Origin of the sequence: Herbiconiux sp. (assembly GCF_023264895.1) — a bacterium.
Classification (GTDB): Bacteria; Actinomycetota; Actinomycetes; order Actinomycetales; family Microbacteriaceae; genus Herbiconiux.
This window is the reverse complement of sequence record NZ_JAHFUY010000047.1, coordinates 1-19,184: the sequence shown is the minus strand read 5'-3', so window position 1 is coordinate 19,184 and position 19,184 is coordinate 1. Positions and strand designations below refer to the sequence as shown.

At 71.7% G+C, this 19,184-nt stretch carries 16 protein-coding genes; 6 read left to right on the top strand and 10 right to left on the bottom strand.

All coding sequences use genetic code 11. The features are described 5' to 3' along the window. Nucleotides 1-17: 17 nt before the first annotated feature. Both Q0D57_RS10360 and pyrE read right to left on the bottom strand, forming a co-directional pair. Nucleotides 18-887, bottom strand: a complete 870-nt coding sequence (locus Q0D57_RS10360) for a septum formation family protein (protein WP_291042722.1) — start codon at nucleotides 885-887, stop codon at nucleotides 18-20. Between the two features lie 2 nt (nucleotides 888-889). Next, nucleotides 890-1,438: an orotate phosphoribosyltransferase gene (gene pyrE / locus Q0D57_RS10355; RefSeq protein ID WP_291042718.1), complete on the bottom strand. Its 549-nt coding sequence runs from the start codon at nucleotides 1,436-1,438 to the stop codon at nucleotides 890-892. Nucleotides 1,439-1,523: 85 nt separating this feature from the next. On the opposite strand from pyrE, the gene Q0D57_RS10350 reads away from it, so the two are divergent. Beyond that, nucleotides 1,524-2,654: a hypothetical protein gene (locus Q0D57_RS10350; protein WP_291042713.1), complete on the top strand. Its 1,131-nt coding sequence runs from the start codon at nucleotides 1,524-1,526 to the stop codon at nucleotides 2,652-2,654. On the opposite strand, the gene Q0D57_RS10345 is transcribed toward Q0D57_RS10350, so the two are convergent. Further along, nucleotides 2,655-3,581, bottom strand: coding sequence for an SDR family oxidoreductase (locus Q0D57_RS10345; RefSeq protein WP_291042710.1), 927 nt, complete (start codon nucleotides 3,579-3,581; stop codon nucleotides 2,655-2,657). After that, complete coding sequence (locus Q0D57_RS10340) at nucleotides 3,578-4,846, bottom strand: YihY/virulence factor BrkB family protein (protein WP_291042707.1); 1,269 nt, start codon at nucleotides 4,844-4,846, stop codon at nucleotides 3,578-3,580. Before Q0D57_RS10340 ends, Q0D57_RS10345 begins: the two co-directional genes overlap by 4 nt. 120 nt (nucleotides 4,847-4,966) lie before the next feature. On the opposite strand from Q0D57_RS10340, the gene Q0D57_RS10335 reads away from it, so the two are divergent. Further along, on the top strand, nucleotides 4,967-5,809 hold the full coding sequence (locus tag Q0D57_RS10335) for an exodeoxyribonuclease III (RefSeq protein ID WP_291042704.1): 843 nt from the start codon (nucleotides 4,967-4,969) through the stop codon (nucleotides 5,807-5,809). Nucleotides 5,810-5,853: 44 nt separating this feature from the next. Here the strand turns inward: Q0D57_RS10335 and Q0D57_RS10330 are convergent, their stop codons facing one another. Then, a complete protein-coding gene (locus Q0D57_RS10330; protein WP_291042701.1) occupies nucleotides 5,854-8,196 on the bottom strand; it encodes a cell wall-binding repeat-containing protein in 2,343 nt (780 codons plus the stop codon). A gap of 77 nt (nucleotides 8,197-8,273) precedes the next feature. Continuing rightward, a complete protein-coding gene (locus tag Q0D57_RS10325; RefSeq protein ID WP_291042699.1) occupies nucleotides 8,274-10,544 on the bottom strand; it encodes a cell wall-binding repeat-containing protein in 2,271 nt (756 codons plus the stop codon). 335 nt (nucleotides 10,545-10,879) lie between these two features. Here Q0D57_RS10325 and Q0D57_RS10320 point away from each other — a divergent pair, with 335 nt between their 5' ends. Together Q0D57_RS10320 and trxA are read left to right on the top strand one after the other, a co-directional pair. Continuing rightward, nucleotides 10,880-12,697, top strand: a complete 1,818-nt coding sequence (locus Q0D57_RS10320; RefSeq protein WP_291042755.1) for an amino acid transporter — start codon at nucleotides 10,880-10,882, stop codon at nucleotides 12,695-12,697. 40 nt (nucleotides 12,698-12,737) lie between these two features. After that, on the top strand, nucleotides 12,738-13,136 hold the full coding sequence (trxA, locus tag Q0D57_RS10315; protein WP_291042697.1) for a thioredoxin: 399 nt from the start codon (nucleotides 12,738-12,740) through the stop codon (nucleotides 13,134-13,136). Here the strand turns inward: trxA and Q0D57_RS10310 are convergent. Beyond that, nucleotides 13,133-13,714 carry an NAD(P)H-dependent oxidoreductase gene (locus Q0D57_RS10310; RefSeq protein WP_291042694.1) on the bottom strand — a complete coding sequence of 194 codons (582 nt, stop codon included), beginning with the start codon at nucleotides 13,712-13,714 and terminating at the stop codon, nucleotides 13,133-13,135. The two genes, trxA and Q0D57_RS10310, sit on opposite strands and share 4 nt — an antisense overlap. Nucleotides 13,715-13,814: 100 nt before the next feature. Here Q0D57_RS10310 and Q0D57_RS10305 point away from each other — a divergent pair, with 100 nt between their 5' ends. Continuing rightward, the gene (locus Q0D57_RS10305; RefSeq protein ID WP_291042692.1) at nucleotides 13,815-14,429 is read left to right on the top strand and encodes a TetR/AcrR family transcriptional regulator; all 615 of its coding nucleotides are present in this window, start codon (nucleotides 13,815-13,817) and stop codon (nucleotides 14,427-14,429) included. On the opposite strand, the gene Q0D57_RS10300 is transcribed toward Q0D57_RS10305, so the two are convergent. The 3 genes from Q0D57_RS10300 to Q0D57_RS10290 all read right to left on the bottom strand — a co-directional run bounded on the left by Q0D57_RS10300 (nucleotide 14,412) and on the right by Q0D57_RS10290 (nucleotide 18,232). Beyond that, nucleotides 14,412-15,029 (bottom strand): DUF6328 family protein, encoded by a 618-nt coding sequence (locus Q0D57_RS10300; protein ID WP_366518601.1) that lies wholly within the window; start codon nucleotides 15,027-15,029, stop codon nucleotides 14,412-14,414. The genes Q0D57_RS10305 and Q0D57_RS10300 overlap by 18 nt on opposite strands. A 60-nt stretch (nucleotides 15,030-15,089) precedes the next feature. Then, entirely contained in the window at nucleotides 15,090-17,540 is a 2,451-nt protein-coding gene (locus Q0D57_RS10295) for a metallophosphoesterase (protein WP_291042690.1), read from the bottom strand. A gap of 131 nt (nucleotides 17,541-17,671) precedes the next feature. Then, nucleotides 17,672-18,232, bottom strand: coding sequence for a metallophosphoesterase (locus Q0D57_RS10290; RefSeq protein WP_291042688.1), 561 nt, complete (start codon nucleotides 18,230-18,232; stop codon nucleotides 17,672-17,674). Nucleotides 18,233-18,250: 18 nt separating this feature from the next. Here Q0D57_RS10290 and Q0D57_RS10285 point away from each other — a divergent pair. Continuing rightward, nucleotides 18,251-19,184: hypothetical protein (locus Q0D57_RS10285; RefSeq protein ID WP_291042686.1), on the top strand; the 934-nt coding region annotated here is incomplete at its 3' end.

Below are 19,184 nucleotides of genomic sequence, written 5' to 3'. Positions count from 1 at the left end.
ACATCGCTGAGGATCGCTCAGGCGGGTGGCGCGACCAGGGATGCGCCGAGCGGCTCGCCGGAGGTGCGGCTGAAGAAGCAGTAGTAGGAGCGGTCGCCCGCGACCCACTCGGCCTCCGTCACCGGATAGGCGGCCTGCCACTGCACATCCGGGAGCGCGCCCGCAGCCGTGTAGTCGAGCACGGCCGGAGCGGTGCAGAGGAGGTTGAGCCGGCCCGCGAGCTCCGCCTCGCCCGGGAAGGGCGCCGTGGCCGAGGCCGGATCCGCGGGGTCGGTGAACAGGCCGCGCGTCACGAGCTGGGCGTTGTGGTCACCCGCGCAGTCGACCACCGTGAACTGCTCGCTCCAGGGCGAGGTGAAGGCGGAGAGGCACTCGCCGCCGGCCAGGGCGTCCCACTTCTGCACACCGGGGGCGGCCGGTCTGGCCGGGAGAGCGGGGGCTGCTGCGGGTTCGGGGGACGGGGTCGGCGAGGGGGTGGGGGTGGGCTCCGGTGTGGCGGTCGCGGAACGGGACGCGCCGGCACCGGCCGGGCCCGAGTCGGACCCGCGCGCATCCGCGGCGCCGCCGACGGCGGTCCCCACGAAGAACAGCACGACGGCGAGGCCCAGCGCGAGCACCGCACCACCCACGAGCACCGCGCGGAGGAACACGGAGTCTCGACCTCGATCCGGCCCGCCGGGTGCGGTGGCGGGGGATGACGCAGCACCGCCAGCGGGAGCAGGCTCTCGACCCGACACAGCACCACCCGAGCCGACGCCGCGGTCGCCGTGGCCGGTGTCGGTGCCGCCGACGGGGCCGGTGCCGGTGCCGGGGTCGCCGCCGATGGCCGGCCCCGAGCCGGAATCGGCAGCGCCCTCCGGTCCTCGGCCCGAGCTCGCGCCGGTCATGCCTACTCCAGCCCCAGGTCCGCCAGCCCGATCGCGTAGTGGTACGGGTAGCCGGCCTCCTCGATGCGCTCGCCGGCACCGGTGGCGCGGTCGACGACCACGGCCACCCCCGCGATGATCGCGCCGGCCTTCTCGAGCGCGGCGATGGCGGCGAGCGGCGATCCGCCGGTGGTGGAGGTGTCCTCGAGCACGACGACGCGCTTGCCCGCCACGTCGGGGCCCTCGACCTGGCGGCCGCGGCCGTGGTCCTTCGGCTCCTTGCGCACCACGAAGGCGTCGTAGGAGAGGCCGCGGGCGGCGCCCTGGTGCAGCACCGCGGAGGCGATCGGATCGGCGCCCATGGTGAGCCCGCCGACCGCGTCGACGTCGCGGATGCCCTCGATCAGGTCGAGCATGACCTGCCCGATCAGCGGGGCCACGCGGTGGTCGAGCGAGACCTTCCGCAGGTCGACGTAGTAGCTCGCCTTCTTGCCGCTCGTGAGCGTGAAGTCGCCGTGGAACACGGCATCCGTCTTGATGTACTCGATGAGTTGGCTGCGCGCGTCGGTCACGGCCCCAGTTTAGCCGGGGCCCCCGTCGCCACTTCGGCGGCGGATTCGCAGGCTCGCGCCACGCCCGTCGAATAGTGTTCGGGCCATGAGCGGCTGGAGGGGCACGATGGGGGACCGGATGCGCAGGGCGACGCGACCAGGAGCGGGGTCCGGCCCGCGCGCCGGAGCAGCGAGCGGTGCGGTCGCAGCGCTGGCTGTGGCACTGCTCCTGACCGGATGCGCCGGGCAGGGCACCGGAGCAGCGGATGAGGCCGCCGAGGGCACGCCCGCACCGATCCCAGATCCGGTCCCGACCTTCCAACCCGGCGACCCCCTGCTCTCCGGCACCCCCACCACCGAGGTCTCGGACGCGATCGGCCTCGTGGGCGAGTGGCAGGTGGTGGAGGCCGACGGCGACGCCCCTGGCACTGTGGTGTGGATCAACGGCGCCGGCCCCCAGGGTCAGACCATCACGGTCTTCCGTGAGTGCGGGCCCCTCTTGGTCGAGTGGGCGGGCACGGTGAACGGGCTCGTGACCGGAGCGGTAGGCGGTGCTCAGACCTGCTTTCTCGGGCCTGACGGAGATCAGCCCATGGACGTTCCGGGGATCTCCTGGCTGACCGGAATGCACAGCTTCCGCGCGCTCGGCGACGGCGACGGGGTGGAGATGCTGGGGGTCGACGGCGAGTCGCTCGCCCAGCTCGAACCCGCGATCAAGACACCCGCCGCCGCCGCGGACTGGTACCCGCCCGGCTACCGACCGACCGCCGATGAGGAATCCAAGGTGGCGCTCCGACTGCCCACCCCGCTCGCCGAAGGCCTCCTCCCCGCTTCCGCGGACGACCTGCTCGGCACCTGGACGCCGGTGGGCATCGCCGAAGGTATCGACCCCTCCACCCCGACCACCGTCTCAGCGACCCCGCCCCCGGGGTTCGAGGAGCTGCCTGCCGACTGGCCCGACCGCGCTACCATCACCTATCGCGATGACGGCACTTTCACGATCGACGAGTGCCGCACCGTCGATCTGCGACCCGGATCACCCGCAGCGACGGGGCTGCCCTGGACCGGTGACGGCACGGGATTCTTCGTTCCCGCTTACGCGTCGGACTTCGTGTACTGCTGGCCGCGATGGCCCGGCTGGGACACCCGCACACGCACGATCGCACTCGACAACGGTTACCTGCGACTCTTCGACATCGACGGCGACGAGCTGGGGCGGCTGGAACGGGTGCACTGATCAGGCGTCGGTGAGGCCGAGGAAGTCGCGCAGGGAGCGCGGCGGGTGGCCCGTGAGGTGCTCGACGCCGGAGGTGACCCGTGCGAGCTCGCCTGCGGCGATGGCCGTGTAGGTGCTCACCCAGGCGTCGAGCTGCCACTGCGGGGCGTCGTAGGCGGCGCGGGAGGCGTAGGCCTCGGCCAGCGTCTCGTCGAGGTAGGTGACCGGGCCCTCGGCCGAGTCGGAAGCCGAGTCGGAACCGGCGCCCGCCCGCTCCCGCGCCTCCGTCACGATCGCCGCGACCTCGTCGAGGCCGAGCGCCTCCGGGCCCGTGAGCTCGTAGGTGGTGCCCGCGTGCGCATCCGGAGACCCCAACCGGTCGAGCAGCACCCGGGTCGCGCTCTCGGCCACGTCGTCGCGCGTGACGGAGGCGACGCGGCCGCTGCCCGCCGGTCCGCGGATGACGCCGTCGGGGCCGGCGAGCATGGGCAGGAAGTCGGTGTAGAGGTTGTCGCGGAGGAACGTGTGGCCGAGACCCGCCTCGCGGATGAGGTTCTCGGTGACGAAGTGGTCTCTCGCGAGCGTGAACGTCGCATCCGGAGCCGCCCCGAAGAACGACGTGTAGACGATGTGCTCGACGCCCGCGGCACGGGCCGCGTCGATGAAGGAGCGGTGCACGGCGAGCCGGTCGGCGTTCTCGGCGGCCGACACCATGAAGACGAGGCGGGCGCCGGCGAGCGCTGCCTCGAGGGACGTGGTGTCGGAGTAGGCGGCGACGGCGACCTCGGCGCCCGCGATCTCGGGCGCCCGCGCCGGGTCGCGCACGATGAGGCGGAGCGGCACCCCCGCCTCCTGCAGCAGCCGGGCGACGCGGCCTCCGAGAGCGCCCGTGGATCCGGTGACGACGACGGGGGACGTGGCCGGGACGCCGGCGGGTGGGATGCTCATTCCCCCATCATGCTCTCTCGCCGGGGGTCGGGGCGGCGGGCGTCGACGAGCGACTGCAGCTCCTCCTCCGCGGCGTCGAGCCGCCAGCGCGCTCCGGGCCGGCGCCACCACGGGGCCGCCTCGAACTCGGCGCGGGCCTCGCGCAGGCGCACCTCGGCGGCGATCACCAGGGCGTCGTGCTCGCGGGCCGCGCGCTCCTCGGCGGTGGGCTCGTAGAGCGCCTCGCCCCTGTCCTCGGCGGCGATCGAGATCCAGGATGCCGCCACCAGGGTCACGACGCTCGTGAGCCGGAACCAGAGCAGCAGCGCGATGAACACCACGAAGGTCGACAGCAGCGGGTTGCGGGTGGCGCCGCCGAGCAGCTGCGAGCCGAGCACCTGGAGCACGAGGAGGGCTGCGCCGCCGAGGCCGGCGCCGAGGGCCATCCGCTTGAGGGTGAGGCGCGCCCCCGTCACGAAGCGGAACAGCACCATGAGCGCGGCGGTGTCGATGGCGTAGACGAGGGCGAGGCCCGCGACCCGCACGAAGGTCGTCGACCAGTCGCGGAACTCGTCGGGGAAGAGGGAGAGGATCCAGTCGAGGGCGGCCGTGCTCGCCACGCTCAGCACGGCGGCCGCGAACAGCGTGAGGCCGAGGGCTAGGGAGACGAGCAGGTCGCGGGCCTTGAGGAGCAGGTAGGCGCGGCGGTCGCGGGGCATGCCGAAGATCGCCCGCACGGCGATGCGGGAGTAGGTGATCCAGCCGATGGCGGTCCAGACGAGCACGGCGATCGCCGCCACGCCCGTGATGGTGAGCACGGAGGCGCTCGAGCGGGCGATCTGCCGGAGGTCGGTCTCGCGGATGATCTTGTCGTCGCCGATCAGGCCGGGCACGTAGGTGTTGATGAGGGCGATCAGGGCGTCGAGGGTCTCCGGGGAGCCGATCAGCCAGATCCCCGCGACCGCGAAGACGATGTAGACGGCGGCGAAGACCGCGAACAGCGCCTGGTAGCTCATGCCGGCCGAGAGCAGGAAGCCGTTGGCCGAGAGGAAGCGGCGCCACACCCGGGCGGGGAAGAGGGCGAGCGTCCTGTTCGTGACGTCGGTGACCCGCGCGATCGGCTGCTCGAGCAGCTCGAACCGCTCCCCCAGGCGCTGTTCGAGGCGGGCGCGGAGGGTGCTGTCGGGGGCGGCGGGCTCCCCTGCTTCAGCGGCGAGCCCGGTGGCGTTGCTGGTCACACCATCGGCGGCGGCCCGGCGCAGCTCGTCGTCGTCCGCGCGCCCCATGCCACCAGCGTAGTTGCGCGGACAACGCCACCTCTCGCGCTCACCGACCCGCCAGAGGCCGCGGTGGGCCGGAGCCTTGGCGATGTCCGCCGTGTCGGGCGCGGCCGGTAGCGTGGGGGCATGCGTGTTGCCACCTGGAATGTGAACTCCATCCGCGCCCGAGTCGGCCGTGTCGTCGACTGGCTGGTGCGGTCGGACATCGACGTGCTCGGCATGCAGGAGATCAAGTGCAAGGAGTCGCAGTTCCCCTTCGAGGCCTTCCACGAGGCCGGCTACGAGGTGGTGTTGCACGGGCTCAACCAGTGGAACGGGGTCGCGTTCGCGAGCAGGCTCCCGATGCACGACGTGTCGAACACGTTCACGGGCATGCCGGGCTTCGGCAAGGCGCAGGACGACGGCTCGCTGCCGCTCGAGGCGCGTGCTCTCGGCGTGACGGTCGACGACGTGCGCCTGTGGAGCCTCTACGTGCCCAACGGCCGCGAGCTCGACAACCCGCACTACCTCTACAAGCTCGCCTGGCTCAAGGAGCTCGCGGCCGAGACGCGCAGCTGGCTCGCCGCGCATCCGTCGCAGCCGCTCGCGCTCATGGGCGACTGGAACATCGCGCCCTTCGACACGGATGTCTGGGACCGCTCGGTCTTCGAGGGCTCCACCCACGTCTCCGAGCCCGAGCGCGCCGCCTTCCGCGCCTTCGAGGAGCTGGGGCTGGCGGACGTCGTGCGCCCCCTCGTGCCGACCGGCTACACCTACTGGGACTACAAGCAGCTCCGCTTCCCTCGGAACGAGGGCATGCGCATCGACTTCATCATGGGCTCGCCCGCCTTCCAGGAACTCGTCACGGCCGCCCGCATCGACCGCGACGAGCGGAAGGGCGACGCACCCTCCGATCACGTGCCCGTCGTCGTCGACCTCGACCTCTCCACGGAGGAGGACGACGACGACCGGCCCATGATCTTCGGCTGACCCTCCCGCCGGTCGAGCGGGCTCAACCGGCGGCTGTCGACTCGCTACTTCGCGAGGTACCCGCGCAGCGACTCGTACACGGCGGCCGACACGGTTGCCTCCCCGCCGAGCACGACGATCCGGGTCGGCTTCAGCCGCGTGAGCTGGGTCTGCACGGCCCCCGGGATGCGATCGGCGGCAACCAGCAGCACCGGAGCCTTGGCGCGGATGGCCGCGGCCGATCCGGACAGCGCATCGGGGAAGACCTGCCCCGACGCGACGAACACCGTGCCACCCGTGGCGGTGAATGACGCTCCGGCCACCGCGGCCGACTGCTCGTACCGGTCGGCACCGGCCAGACGAGTGGCCGGCATGGAGGGCGGGATCTGCTTCAGCACGGCGTCGGACACCGTCGAGGTTCCTCCGAGGACGACGACCGACTTCGGCTTCAGCCGCGCCAGCTCGGCGGCCACGGGGCCAGGGATGGTGTCTCGCGTGACGAGCAGCACCGGCCCCTTGGCGAGCCCGGCGGCGGCGGAGCCCGAGAGAGCATCCGGGAAGACGGCGCCCGAGGCGATGTACGCCACCTGCGGCCCCTCAGCGAAGACTGTCCCTGAGACCTTGGCCGACACCTCGTACCGGTCGGCGCCTTCGATCCGCGTCACCCGCGAGGCATCCGCGTCGACGAAGGCCGCGAGCGCCTTCTGCACCTCCGGCGCCACAGAGGCGGTGCCGCCCAGCAGCACGATCCTGGCCGGATCGAGGCGATCCAGCTCGGTCGCGACCAGCGGCGGGATGGCGTCCTTCCGCGTGAGGAGCACGGGCCCTCGGTTGGCCCCGGCCGCGGCGGATCCTGAGAGCGCATCGGCGAACACCGCGCCGGATGCGACGTAGGCCACAGGAACGCCGGGCGCGAACCGTCCGGCGGAGACCGAGGCGGAGACGGCGTAGCGATCGGCACCGCCGACGCGCTCGATCACCGAACCGCCGACGGACCCCGCATCACCCGCGATGCCGCGGAGGTAGACGAGCGAGCGCCCCAGCGGATCGGCGGGCGAGATCCGCGGAGCGAGGCTCGAGAACCCAACGAACCGTCCGTCGGCCGACATGCTCGGCCCACCGGAGAAGTCGGTCCCCGCCACCGCGGCGCCGGCCTCCACGCTCACCATGGAGTTGAAGCCGCGCACGAGGTCGCGCACGAAGACCTGGCTGATGCCATCCGGGTTCGCGACGTCGGTGAGGTCGGTCGCGACGGAGGCGAAGGCGATCCGCCGCGCGTCCGCCGAGATCTTCGGCGAGGAGCTGTTGCTGTTGGCGGGACCGGTCCCGGAGAACTTCAGGCTCACCACCCGGCTCGCCCGCCCCTTCTCCGGCTCGCGCACGAAGATCTGGGCGGTCGTCGTCGCCGTTCCCGTGGGGCCGACGGCGATGTTCGTCGCCTTCGAGGCATACGCGACGGTGCGGCCATCGGCCGAGATCGACGGATCCACGGAGTCACGGTCGCCCGCGATCCCGGCCCCCGAGGCCGCGCTCACCAAGGTCGTGGTCCCCGTCCGGCGGTCCCGCGTGAAGACCTGGGTCACCCCGGCGGCCGGCGTGTCGGTCGTGAGGTTCTGCGCGGCCGAGGCGAAGGCCACGACGGAGCCGTCGTAGGAGCTGGCCGGAGTGGTGGCATCGATGTCGGCTGCAGCGGGCGTCGTCGAGACCGACGGATCCTGCACGCTCACCAGTTCGATCGCGGGAGTGCCGGCCGCGGAGATGTCCGCCCGATACACCTGGGTGCCCGACACCGCCGAGGGAACGAGGTCGGAGGCCTGCGACTGGAACGAGACGGACCGACCGTCGCCCGCCAGACTCGGCAGCAGCGACAGCGCATCACCTCCGGCGCTCCGGGCTGTGTTGACCGTCACGAGTCTGGCGACCCCGCCGGGCGCGAGATCGCGCACGAACACCTGCAGAACACTGGAGGCATGCGCGGGGTCGAGGTTCGTGGCGTTGGAGACGAAGGCGACGAACCGCCCGTCGCCCGAGATCGAGGGCTGCAGGGCCGCGGCGCTAGCCACCGAGCCGTCCCGGCCCGCGCTCACGAGCACGACGGCGCCGGTGCTCATGTCCTTCCGGAAGACCTGGGCCGTCCCGCCGGGCGCCCCCGCCAGCGCCGACGCCGACGAGAACGCGACGTAGCGCCCGTCGGCCGACACGGAAGCCTCACTGGCATCCGCAGCCCCCGGGATCCCCGCGGCATCCGAGCTCACGATCGCCGTCACGCCGACCCCGGGCACCGCGGCCGCCGCACTCCCGGCCCCGAGCAGCGCCCCGGCCAGCAGCGCCACGACCGCCGCAGAAGCCCCCCACACCGTCATCCGCGTCGCCCGCGGCCGCTCCGCGTTCATCTCGTCGATCAACATGTCTTCAGTCCTTTCGAGAGCGCGGTGCTCCCGCGCTCGGTGCTGCCGTCGACGTGACGGCGGGTGGATTGGGCGGATCAGCGCGCGAGGTACCCGCGCAGCTCCTCGTAGACGGCTTCGGTCACCGTCGCCGTGCCGCCTAGGACCACGATCCGTGTCGGCTTGAGCCGGGTGAGCTGGGTGGCGACATCGCCCGGAATGCGGTCTCCGGATACCAGGAGCACGGGCGCGAGGGCTCCGATGGCTGCCGCCGAGCCCGACAGGGCGTCGGGAAACACGCGCCCGGATGCCACGTAGACGGTGCCGCCGGTCTGAGTGAAGGCGACTCTCGCGACCTCGGCAGACACCTCGTACCGATCGTCGCCGGCGATGCGACTGATCGCCGGCTGGATCTTCGTGAGGTCCGCCATGACGGACTCGGGCACCGAACTCGTGCCGCCCAGGATCACGATGGACTTCGGCTTCAGCCTGCCGAGTTCGAGTCTGACGTTCTCGGACAGTCCGGTCCTGGAGACCAGCAGGACCGGCCCCTTGCCGAGTCCTGCTGCCGCCGACCCTGACAGGGCGTCGGGAAACACCGCGCCCGAGGCGACGTACGCGACCGGGACCTCGGGTGGAAACCTCCGCGAGGACACCGTGGCGGACACCGCGTAACGGTCGGCGCCATCCATCCTCGTCACTTTCGATGGTGCGGACACGAACTCCGCAAGGGCCTGCTCCACAGAAGGGGACACCGTGGCTGTGCCTCCGAGCACGACGATCCGATCGGGCGTCAGCCGCTTCAGTTCGGTCTCGATGTCCGTCGGGATCCCGTCCCTCCGCACCAGGAGCACGGGCCCTCCGCTCCGCCCAGCCGCTGCCGAACCCGAGAGCGCATCAGGGAAGACGACACCGGATGCCACATAGGCGACGGAGACTCCCGGGGAGAAGGACGTCCTGGAGACGGTGGCGGACACGGCATAGCGGTCGGTGCCGCCGATCCGCTCGATCACCGACTGCATTGTGCCGATGCCCCGGACGTAGACAGCCGACCTTCCCGAGGTCTCCGTTGCCGTGATCATGGCTGAGGACGTCGCGAAGCTCACGAACCGTCCGTCACCGGAGACAGCGGGGTAGAGCGCCGGCGCCGCGCCGGCGAGGTTGGGACTGCTCGCCACCACACTGACCGTCGTGTTCTTCTTGCCCGTCATATCGCGCACGACCACCTGTCGTGAGGCCCCCGGGATCGTCGCGGTTGTCTGGTTCGTGGCATCGGACACGAACGCGATCTGCCGGCCGTCGTCCGAGATCGAGGGAGCACTCGTGGTGCGATCCGCCGGTGCGGTCCCCGCCCGGTCGAGGCTCACGAGCTCGCTGGAGCCACCGGGATTGAGAGTGCGCAGGAAGACCTGGGCGACCGTTGGGGACGTTCCGGCAGGCGTGCCGGTCAGATTTGCTGCGAGTGAGATGTATGCAATTCTGGATCCGTCGCCTGATACAGCCGGCTCGAACGAACCGCGGTCACCCCCCTCCGCCTTTCCGGCCGCAGCGCTCACCAGCGTGGTCGCTCCGGTCCGCGTGTTGTGCACGAAGATCTGGGAGACACCCGCCGCCACGATGTCGGCCGTCAAGTTCGTGGCCGAAGACACAAAGGCGACGATCGATCCGTCCGCCGAGCTCGACGGGCCGGCGGCAGCGGCGTTCGCCAACGCCGGCATGGAGCTCCGTGAGACATCCTGCAGGCTCACGAACGCGAGCCTCGGAAGCCCGGCCGTCGTGAGATCGGCCTGATACACCTGAGCGCCGGCCGGCGCAGAACCCGCGATCAGATTCGTGGCGCGCGACTGGAACGCCACGCTGCGTCCGTCGGCAGCCATGCTCGGCCAACCGGATTCCGCGTCCCCACCCGCTGTGCCACTCGCGCTGACCGAGACCAACCTCGTCAAGCCTCCCGGCGCAAGGTCCCGCACGAACACCTGCTTCACTCCCGCGTTGTTGTGGAACGCCTCCAGATTTGTCGCAGCCGACACGAACGCCACGTACCGCCCATCGCCCGAGATCGATGGCAGCGACGCGTCCGCTGCCGCAGGGCTCCCCGTGTCGCTCCCCGCGCTCACCAGCCGCACCGCCCCCGTGGTCATGTCCTTCACGAAGACCTGCGAAGCCGCGCCGGTGGTCGCCCCCGTGAGTGCCGATGTCGACGTGAACGCGACGAATCGCCCGTCAGATGAGACGGAACTCTCGGTCGAACTCCCCGCACCCGGCATCCCGGCCGCATCGACGCTCACGATCTCGGTCGTGCCGGACGCCGGCACGCCGGCTGATGCTGGGACTGCGCCGAGGACTCCCGTCAGGAGCACCATGGACATGAGGGCCCCGGTGAGCAACCGGCCCCGTGATCTCGAGTTCACGTGCATGGTCTTCCATTCATTCGACAGACAATGAGAATGTCTCAGTGAACACGGCGCATGAGAATAAGTCAAGTCCCGCCCCGTCCGCCGAGCCCCGAGGATGCGTGTATAGATGAACCATGTCGACCTCGAGCACCGGCGCCGCCGCCAACCTCACGCCGGGTGATCCGCCGCCCGCGGGCAAGGTCCAGGGCCGCCTCGCGCACTGGCTCACCGACGGCGCCGAGCAGGCAGGCAAGCATCCGGGGCCCGGTGCCACGAAGCCCGAGAAGACGCACTCGTGGTGGCGGGTGATGTGCCTCACCGGCGTCGACTACTTCTCGACCCTCGGCTACCAGCCCGCCATCGCGGCCCTCGCCGCGGGCCTGCTCAGCCCCATCGCCACGATCGTGCTCGTGCTCGTGACCCTCTGCGGCGCCCTCCCGGTCTACCGCCGCGTCGCGCGCGAGAGCCACCGCGGCGAGGGTTCGATAGCCATGCTCGAGAAGCTGCTGCCCTGGTGGGGCGGCAAGCTCGTGGTGCTCGTGCTTCTGGGCTTCGCGGCCACCGACTTCATGATCACCATCACCCTCAGCGCAGCGGATGCGAGTGCGCACGCCATCGAGAACCCGTTCGCCCCCGACTGGTTCGAGGGCCAGCAGGTGCCGATCACCCTCATCCTCATCATCGGCCTCGCGGTCGTGTTCCTCCGCGGCTTCAAGGAGGCCATCAACGTCGCCGTCGTGGTGGTCGCGGTCTTCCTCGTGCTCAACGCGGTCGTGGTCGCCGTGGCCATCGGCCACGTCTTCGAGAACACCCACGTCATCGACGACTGGTGGGGCGCGCTCACGACGCAGCACGGCAACCCCCTCGTCATGGTCGGCATCGCGCTGATCGCCTTCCCCAAGCTCGCGCTCGGCCTCTCCGGCTTCGAGACCGGGGTGGCCGTGATGCCGCAGATCAAGGGCGCACCGGGTGACACACCGGCCAACCCGGCGGCACGCATCCGGGGCGCCAAGCGGCTGCTCACCACGGCGGCCGTGATCATGTCGACGTTCCTCATCACCTCGAGCATCACCACCACGCTGCTCATCCCGCAGGAGGCGTTCGAGGCGGGGGGCCCCGCGAACGGCCGCGCCCTCGCCTACCTCGCCCACGAGTACCTCGGCGAGGGCTTCGGCACGGTCTACGACATCTCGACCATCGCCATCCTCTGGTTCGCCGGCGCGAGCGCCCTCGCCGGCCTCCTCAACCTCGTTCCGCGCTACCTCCCGCGCTACGGCATGGCACCGCACTGGGCCGGGCTCGTGCGGCCGCTCGTGATCGTGTTCCTCGTGATCGCGGTCATCATCACGCTCGTCTTCGACGCGAACGTCGACGCCCAGGCCGGCGCCTACGCCACGGGCGTGCTCGTGCTCATCACCTCCGCCTCCGTGGCGGTCACCCTCTCGGCGCGGCGCAAGAAGCAGCGCGGGGCCACGATCGGCTTCGCGATCGTCACCGTGGTCTTCCTCTACACGACCATCGCGAACATCATCGAGCGGCCGGACGGCGTGCGGATCGCGGCCATGTTCATCATCGGCATCATCGCCGTCTCGATCATCTCGCGCGTGCAGCGCTCGTTCCAGCTGCGGGCGACCTCGATCACCCTCGATGCGGCGGCCCTCGACTGGGTGCTCACCGACGCCGACGAGTACGACACGATCCGCATCATCGCCCATGAACCGGATGCCACGGACTCACCGGACGAGTACCGGCAGAAGATCAAGGAGGAGCGGCGCGACAGTGGCATCCCCCAGCGCTCCCCCGTGATCTTCCTCGAGGTGCACCTGGCCGACTCGTCGAACTTCGAGGAGGACCTGCACGTCACGGGCGAGGCGATCGACGGCTTCCGCGTGCTCAAGGTCACGAGCGCCAACGTGCCGAACACGATCGCCACGGTGCTGCTCGAGATCCGCGACCTCACGGGCGTGGTTCCGGATGTCTACTTCGAGTGGACCGAGGGCAGCCCCATCTCGAACATGTTCCGCTACCTCATCACGGGCGCAGGCGAGGTGGCCCCCGTCACGCGCGAGGTGCTGCGCCGCGCCGAGCGCGACCGGAGGCACCGCCCCGAGGTGCACGTGAGCTGAGTGCTGGGAATTCCCGGGCGACCGTGGTGTTGTTGATTGCATGTCCACGAAGACTCTGACCATCGAGAACCACGACGACACCGTCGCTGACGGCATCGTCCTGATCGACTTCTGGGCCGACTGGTGCGGCCCCTGCAAGCAGTTCGCCCCCGTGTTCGAGAAGGCCTCCGACGAGCACGGCGACATCGTGTTCGCGAAGGTCGACACCGAGGACCAGCGGCAGCTCGCCGCCTCCTACGGCATCACGTCGATCCCCACCCTCGTCGGCTACCGCGACGGCATCCCGATCTTCTCCCAGCCCGGCGCTCTGCCGGGCCAGGTGCTCGAAGACGTGATCAAGCAGGTGCGCTCGCTCGACATGGAGACCGTGAAGAAGGAGTACGCCGAGGCGGTGGCCGCTCAGCAGCAGGCCACCACCCCGTCGCCCGACGCGGTCTAAGCTGCGGCGGCCGCGTCCTCGTCGAGCTTCGCCAGCTCACCGGCGAACTCGTCGAGGAACGCGGTGAGCTGGGTCACGATCTCCGCGTCGTCCTTCGGGTGCGTCTCGGCGAACCGCACGAGCGAGTGCGGGATGGAGAGCGTGTGCTGCTCGAGCACGGTGGCTCCCGCGATGCCGAACGCCTTGCGCGTCTCGTCCTGGGCCCAGATGCCGCCGTACTGGCCGAACGCGGTGCCGATCACGGCGACGGGGTTGGCCACGATGGCCGCCTCGCCGAAGGGACGCGACGACCAGTCGATCGCGTTCTTGAGGTTCGCCGGCACGGTGCCGTTGTGCTCCGGCGTCACCACGAGCAGCGCATCCGCCGCGGCGAGCGCCTCGCGGAACTCCACGACGGAGGCCGGCAGCTGGCCCTCCACGTCGAGGTCCTCGTTGTAGAGGGGGAGCGCTCCGTGGCCCTCGTAGAGCGAGAGCGTCAGTCCCTCCGGCGCGTGGGCGAGGGCGGTCTCGGCGAGCTGGCGGTTGATCGAGGCGGCACGAAGGCTGCCCACGAGCACGAGCACGTTCTTGTCGGTCATCGTTCTCCAAGGGATCGGGCCGATCCGGGGATCGGCGAGATGGTCATCACACCATAACCGGACTGCGGTCCGGTTATTCCCGCCGTGCTACATTTCACGCATGACCTGGGTGGGCGCGTCGCCGGAACCGCTCCTCCCCTCCATGGGCCCACCACCCACCGAGCGATCGGATGCCGCCCGCAACCGCGCACGCGTGCTCGAGGTCGCCCGCTCCATCGTGGCGACCGAGGGCGTGGCGGGCATCACGATGGACCGCGTGGCCGCTCAGAGCGGAGTCGGCAAGGGCACCGTCTTCCGCCGCTTCGGCTCCCGGGGCGGCCTCCTGAGGGCCCTGCTCGACGACACGGAGCGCGAGTTCCAGGGCCGCTTCCTCTCCGGTCCGCCTCCGCTCGGGCCGGGCGCGCCACCGCTCGAGCGGCTCGTGGCCTTCGGCCGCGAGCGCATCGCCGTGCTGTCGACCCAGAGCGAGCTCCTGCGCGCCTCGGCGGCTCCCGACGAGAACCACTACGCCGTGCCGGCACGCCGCGTGGCGGCCCTGCACGTGGCGACGCTGCTCCGCCAGGCCGAGGTGCCGGGCGACGTGCCCGTGCTCGCGTTCGAGCTGCTCGCCGTGCTCGAGGCGATCCTCACGGCACCCCCCGGCGCACGACCGCCGATCGACCGGCTCGCTGCCGGCTGGGAGCAGCTCGTGCGCTCGCTAGACCGAGCCGCCTGAGCCGGTCGACCCACCCGGCGCGCCCTGCGCATCCGGTGCACTCGCCGCGCCCGGCTCATCCAGAGCACCCGGCGCATCCGGTGCATCCGCCCTCGCCTCGTGGTGCGACCGCCGAACCGCCCCGGGAACCACGACCCAGAGCACCACGATCACCACGAGCAGCGCCGCCCCCGCCACGATCCCGCCCGCACGCCCCAGCACGAAGTCGAAGATCAGCATCGCGGTGCCGGCGAGGGTGAGCGCCACGCCGATCATGGTGAGCCGCAGGATGCGGTCGGTCACGAGCACCACGCGCTCCTTCGCCTGCTGCCGGAAGAGCGTGCGGTGCAGGCTCACCGGCGCGAGACCGAACACGGTGGTAAGGATCGACGCCACCACGAGGCACAGGTAGACGGTGCGCTGGTAGTCGTCGAGATCCTCGAACCGCGACTGGAAGGCCGCGGCCAGCAGGAAGCCCGTGAGGATCTGGGTTCCGGTCTGGATGACGCGCAGCTCCTGCAGCATCTCGTTCCAGTTGCGGTCGAGCCGCTCGTTGCGGGTCTCGTCGCGACCGTCACCGGGGGAGACATCGGCGTCACGGGCGGTCGAGGAGTGCGTCATGTTCCATGGGTACCACGAAGGGCCGGGGAAGGGGATCCCCGGCCCTTCAGGTCACGGCGGTCAGGCGCGCGAGCGGCGGCCCGAGCGCCAGATCAGCGCGCCCGCTCGGAGCAGCAGCGCGCCGAGCACTCCCGCGAGGGCCGGGGCGGCGGATGCGGCGTCGACGCCCGTGCTGGCGAGCGATCCGCCCGGCGCACCGGGCACCGCGGCCGCGGTGACCATGAGCTCGGCGGAGGCCGTGCTGCCGGTGGTGGCGCCGCGCAGCTCGATCCGGTGCATGCCGACCGGGGTGCCGGCCGGGATCGTGACGGTCATGCGCACCGTGCCGTTGATGGCGGTCTTCGTGCCGAGCAGCTTCGGCGTGCTGTGCAGCACCGCCGACACCTCGTCGGTGGCGCCGAAACCGGTGCCGGTGATCGAGACGCTGCCGCCGGCGACCACGGACGAGGCCGAGAGGGTCACGGCCGCCGCGCCCGGGGTGGGTGCGGGCGACGTGGTCGGGGTCGGAGTCGGCGATGCCGTCGGAGTCGCGGTCGGCGTCGGCGTCGCGGTCGGCGTGGGCGTCGCGGTCGGCGTGGGCGTGGGCTCAGGCGTGGCGGTCGGCGTCGGCGTGGGCGTGGGCGTGGGCTCCACGGCCTCCCGCCCGAGCGAGAACCGGTCGAGCTCCACGGGCGGCACGTCGGGCGTCCGCACGTCGTAGATGTAGCTGATGACCTCGTTCGAGCCCGTGTCGAGCAGGGTGAACACGGCGTGGTCGTTGCTCTGCACGAACGGCGTCTTGACGCCCTGCGCGTTGACCGGTGCGGCCCCCGTCGGCATGATCGGCTCGAGCCCGCCGGGGTTGCCCTGGGCGAGGTAGTTCGAGGCGTCCCACGGCAGGGGCGGGACCCCACGCGAGTTGCCGCTGAGCTCGTGGAACACCCGGTAGGTGTTGCCCATGTTCGAGGTCTCGAGGTAGTTGACGCCGTTCTCCGACTGGAAGCGGTTCCAGATGTGGTTGTGCGCCTGCTGCACGAGGTCGACACCGGCCTCCTCGAGCATCGGCCCGAGGTCGTTCAGCAGGTGGTTCTCGGTGGCGGGGTAGTCGTAGCGGATGCCGGCGAGCGATCCGTCGACGTTCGTCTCCTCGGTGCGCACCGGGTCGGTGAAGTGCGGCATCACGTTGCCGCCCATCGTCTGCGCGCCCTCGTGCATCATCACCACGCGGAACCGCGCATCCTGGAAATCGTCGCTCGCGAGCTCGCCCTCGAGCCACTCGAGCTGGGCGCTGCCGTCGTCGATGGGCTCGAAGATGAACTCGCCGTGGCCCTGGGCGAGCGGCGTGCCGAGCACGGCGGGCGTCTCCTGGTAGCGCGAGATGCCGGTGCGGGCCGCGGGGTCGGCCTGAGCGGTCTCGCCGCGCCAGATGCGGGTGGAGTAGAGCGAGATGAGGCGCACGTCGCCGACGGTCACGGCGTAGTAGCGCTCGCCACCGGAGGCCGACTCGGGCAGCGTGAACATCTCCTCGTAGGTGGTGGAGCTGAACGAGTTGTCCTCGATCCAGGCCGCCCTCACCGCGGGGTCGCCCGAGGTGTTGACCGTGGCGGCCACCTTCTCGTACTCGGCCTCCGCCACGGCGGTGGGCACGGGCGCGTTGAACGAGCCCGAGATGCTCGTGGCGCCGTCGATCCGGCCCTGCACCTCGTGGTTGCCGATGGCGGGGTGGATCGGCGCGTTCTGCAGGATCTCGGCACCGCGGTAGGCCTCGCCGTGCGTGGAGGCACGCGAGGCGTTGCCCTGCAGCACGGGGAAGAAGGCGCCGCCGCGGGAGTCGTCGAACCACTCCGAGGCCCGGTCGGGCTGGTTCACGAGGTCGCCGGCGAGGAACACGGCGTCGATGTCGCCGAACGTCTCCGAGGCCATCTCGAGGTTCGCGGCGGTGTTGCTCATGGCCCGGTGGTCGCTCGTGATGAGGATCCGCTGGTCGTCGCCGGCCTTCGGCGCGGGCGAGAGCGAGAAGGTGCCGGATGCGGCGAGCTCGGTCGCCTCGGTGCCGGGTGCGCCGTCGAACGACACCACGCGGTAGGGCACCCGCTCGCCGTGGGTGAGGCCCGAGACGACGGCCTCGTGCCGCCAGACCTCGCGCTCGGCCACACCGGCGGCGGGCTTCTCGTCGGCGGGGATGTTCGAGGCCGTGTCCTCCACGAGGCGCGAGAACCGCTCGCTGCCGGCCTCGAACACCGCGATGCCCGCGAGCTCGCCCGCGGCGGCCTCGTCGAGCTGCTCCTCGGCGAGAGCCCCCACGGTCTCGCCCACGAGCACGACGCTCGAGGCGCCGGCGAACTCGGTGGCCCAGACCACGTTCACGCTCGACTCGCCGGGAGCCTGCAGGAACGGGTCGCTCAGCAGCTCGAGCGCGCCGATCGGGTCGGTGCTCGCGGCGGAGGGGGTGGTGCCCGGCTCGTCGCCCGCGGCGAGCGCCGAGGCGACCGCGGCGGTTCTGCGGCGGGAGGAATCTGTGCGTCGTGGCATCGCTGACGTTCGTGTCGGACGGCGTGGTGAGCGCGACTGCGCCCTCCCACCCTCGCGGCCGGCCGTGGGCGACACGCAGAGAGCGGGTTGCCTCCGGGTGAAGTCCGGATGAAGCCCGGCTCGGGCCGCGCTCAGTCGCGCGCGACGGGCAGCAGCTGCACCTCGGCGAGCACGCCGCCGTCGGCGACCGCCGTCATGAGCGTGCAGACCGGCTGCCGGCGGCGGTCCGTCGGCGACCCGGGGTTGAGCAGCCGCAGGCCCGCGGGCGTGGTCGTGTCCCAGGGGATGTGGCTGTGGCCGAACACGAGGACGTCGGTGCCGCCGACAGTGCCGCCGCCACTGCCACTGCCGCTTCCACTCCCGCTTCCACTCCGGGGGAACGCGGCGTCCATCCGCGTCTCGCGGCCGGCGGCGGCGCCCGTCTCGTGCACCATCGCGATCCGCACGCCCTCGAGCTCGACCCGCGCCACCTCGGGGAGGCGGGCCCGCAGCTCGGCGCCGTCGTTGTTGCCGTGCACGCCGACGAGCCGCGCGGCGCGGGCCTCGAGCAGGTCGAGGGTGTCGACGTCGACCCAGTCGCCGGCGTGCAGCACGACGTCGGCGCGGTCCACCTCCTGCCACACCGCATCCGGAAGCCGACGCGCGCGTGTGGGCACGTGCGTGTCGGCGAGCAGCAGCAGTCGGGTGGGCATGCCCACCATCGTGGCACGGTGCCGCTCGGCCTAGGCTCGGTGGCGACGGATGCGAGGGGAGAGCGGATGGCGAAGGCGCCCACCACGGCTCAGCTGCGCGACGCCGCCCAGCCGCTCGAGCGCATCGCCCAGGAGCTCTACGCCGTGCGGCCCGCCGAGTTCGTGGCCGAGCGGAAGCGCCACGCGACCGCCGCCTCCGACGAGGGCGACCGCGAACTCGCCGCCCGGGTGCGCAAGCTCGCGAAGCCCTCCGTGGCGGCCTGGGCCGTCGACCAGCTCGTGCGGCACCGCAGCGTCGAGCTCGACGAGCTGCTCGCCCTCGGGGCGCGCCTCCGCGACTCCTCCTCGCTCGACCGCGAGGCCGTGCGCGACCTCGGCAAGGAACGGCAGCGCCTGCTCGCGGCGCTCGCCCGCTCGGCCCGCGACCTCGGCGACGAGCTCGGCACCCCCGTCTCGGAATCGGCCGCCCTCGAGGTGCAGGCCACCCTGCAGGCCGCGCTGACCGATCCGGGTGCCGAGGCGGCGCTCCGCACGGGACTCCTCGTGCGCACGCTCGCCACGGCGGGCTTCGACCCCGTCGACCTCGCCGGCGCGCTGCCGGCCGGGCTCGAGACGGCGGCCCCGGCGACGGCAACGCCCGGATCCGGCTCCCGTTCCGGTTCGGGCTCCGGCTCCGGCTCGGGCGAGCCCGTCACCAACGGCGCACCCCGATCCGCCCCGCCCATCATGGAGACCGTCACCCCCTCCCGCGCCACCCTCCGCGCCGAGAAGCGCGCCGCCGCGAAGCGCGAGGCGGAGGAGGCCAGGCAGGATGCCGCGAACGCGGCGGCCGAGCTCGCGGGCCTCGAGCTGCGCATCCAGGAGATCCGCGACCGGCGCGACCGGCTCTCGTTCGAGCAGCGCGAGCTCCGCGCGCGCATCGAGCAGCTGCAGGAGGAGCTCGACGAGGCGG

What these genes read in the sequence shown, in the direction of transcription:
- Q0D57_RS10360 (WP_291042722.1), bottom strand. Translation starts at nt 887, where the DNA reads ATGACCGGCGCGAGCTCGGGCCGAGGACCGGAGGGCGCTGCCGATTCC.
- Q0D57_RS10350 (WP_291042713.1), top strand. Translation starts at nt 1,524, where the DNA reads ATGAGCGGCTGGAGGGGCACGATGGGGGACCGGATGCGCAGGGCGACG.
- Q0D57_RS10345 (WP_291042710.1), bottom strand. Translation starts at nt 3,581, where the DNA reads ATGAGCATCCCACCCGCCGGCGTCCCGGCCACGTCCCCCGTCGTCGTC.
- Q0D57_RS10340 (WP_291042707.1), bottom strand. Translation starts at nt 4,846, where the DNA reads ATGGGGCGCGCGGACGACGACGAGCTGCGCCGGGCCGCCGCCGATGGT.
- Q0D57_RS10335 (WP_291042704.1), top strand. Translation starts at nt 4,967, where the DNA reads ATGCGTGTTGCCACCTGGAATGTGAACTCCATCCGCGCCCGAGTCGGC.
- Q0D57_RS10330 (WP_291042701.1), bottom strand. Translation starts at nt 8,196, where the DNA reads ATGTTGATCGACGAGATGAACGCGGAGCGGCCGCGGGCGACGCGGATG.
- Q0D57_RS10325 (WP_291042699.1), bottom strand. Translation starts at nt 10,544, where the DNA reads ATGTCCATGGTGCTCCTGACGGGAGTCCTCGGCGCAGTCCCAGCATCA.
- Q0D57_RS10320 (WP_291042755.1), top strand. Translation starts at nt 10,880, where the DNA reads ATGTGCCTCACCGGCGTCGACTACTTCTCGACCCTCGGCTACCAGCCC.
- trxA (WP_291042697.1), top strand. Translation starts at nt 12,738, where the DNA reads ATGTCCACGAAGACTCTGACCATCGAGAACCACGACGACACCGTCGCT.
- Q0D57_RS10310 (WP_291042694.1), bottom strand. Translation starts at nt 13,714, where the DNA reads ATGACCGACAAGAACGTGCTCGTGCTCGTGGGCAGCCTTCGTGCCGCC.
- Q0D57_RS10305 (WP_291042692.1), top strand. Translation starts at nt 13,815, where the DNA reads ATGACCTGGGTGGGCGCGTCGCCGGAACCGCTCCTCCCCTCCATGGGC.
- Q0D57_RS10300 (WP_366518601.1), bottom strand. Translation starts at nt 15,029, where the DNA reads ATGACGCACTCCTCGACCGCCCGTGACGCCGATGTCTCCCCCGGTGAC.
- Q0D57_RS10295 (WP_291042690.1), bottom strand. Translation starts at nt 17,540, where the DNA reads ATGCCACGACGCACAGATTCCTCCCGCCGCAGAACCGCCGCGGTCGCC.
- Q0D57_RS10290 (WP_291042688.1), bottom strand. Translation starts at nt 18,232, where the DNA reads ATGCCCACCCGACTGCTGCTGCTCGCCGACACGCACGTGCCCACACGC.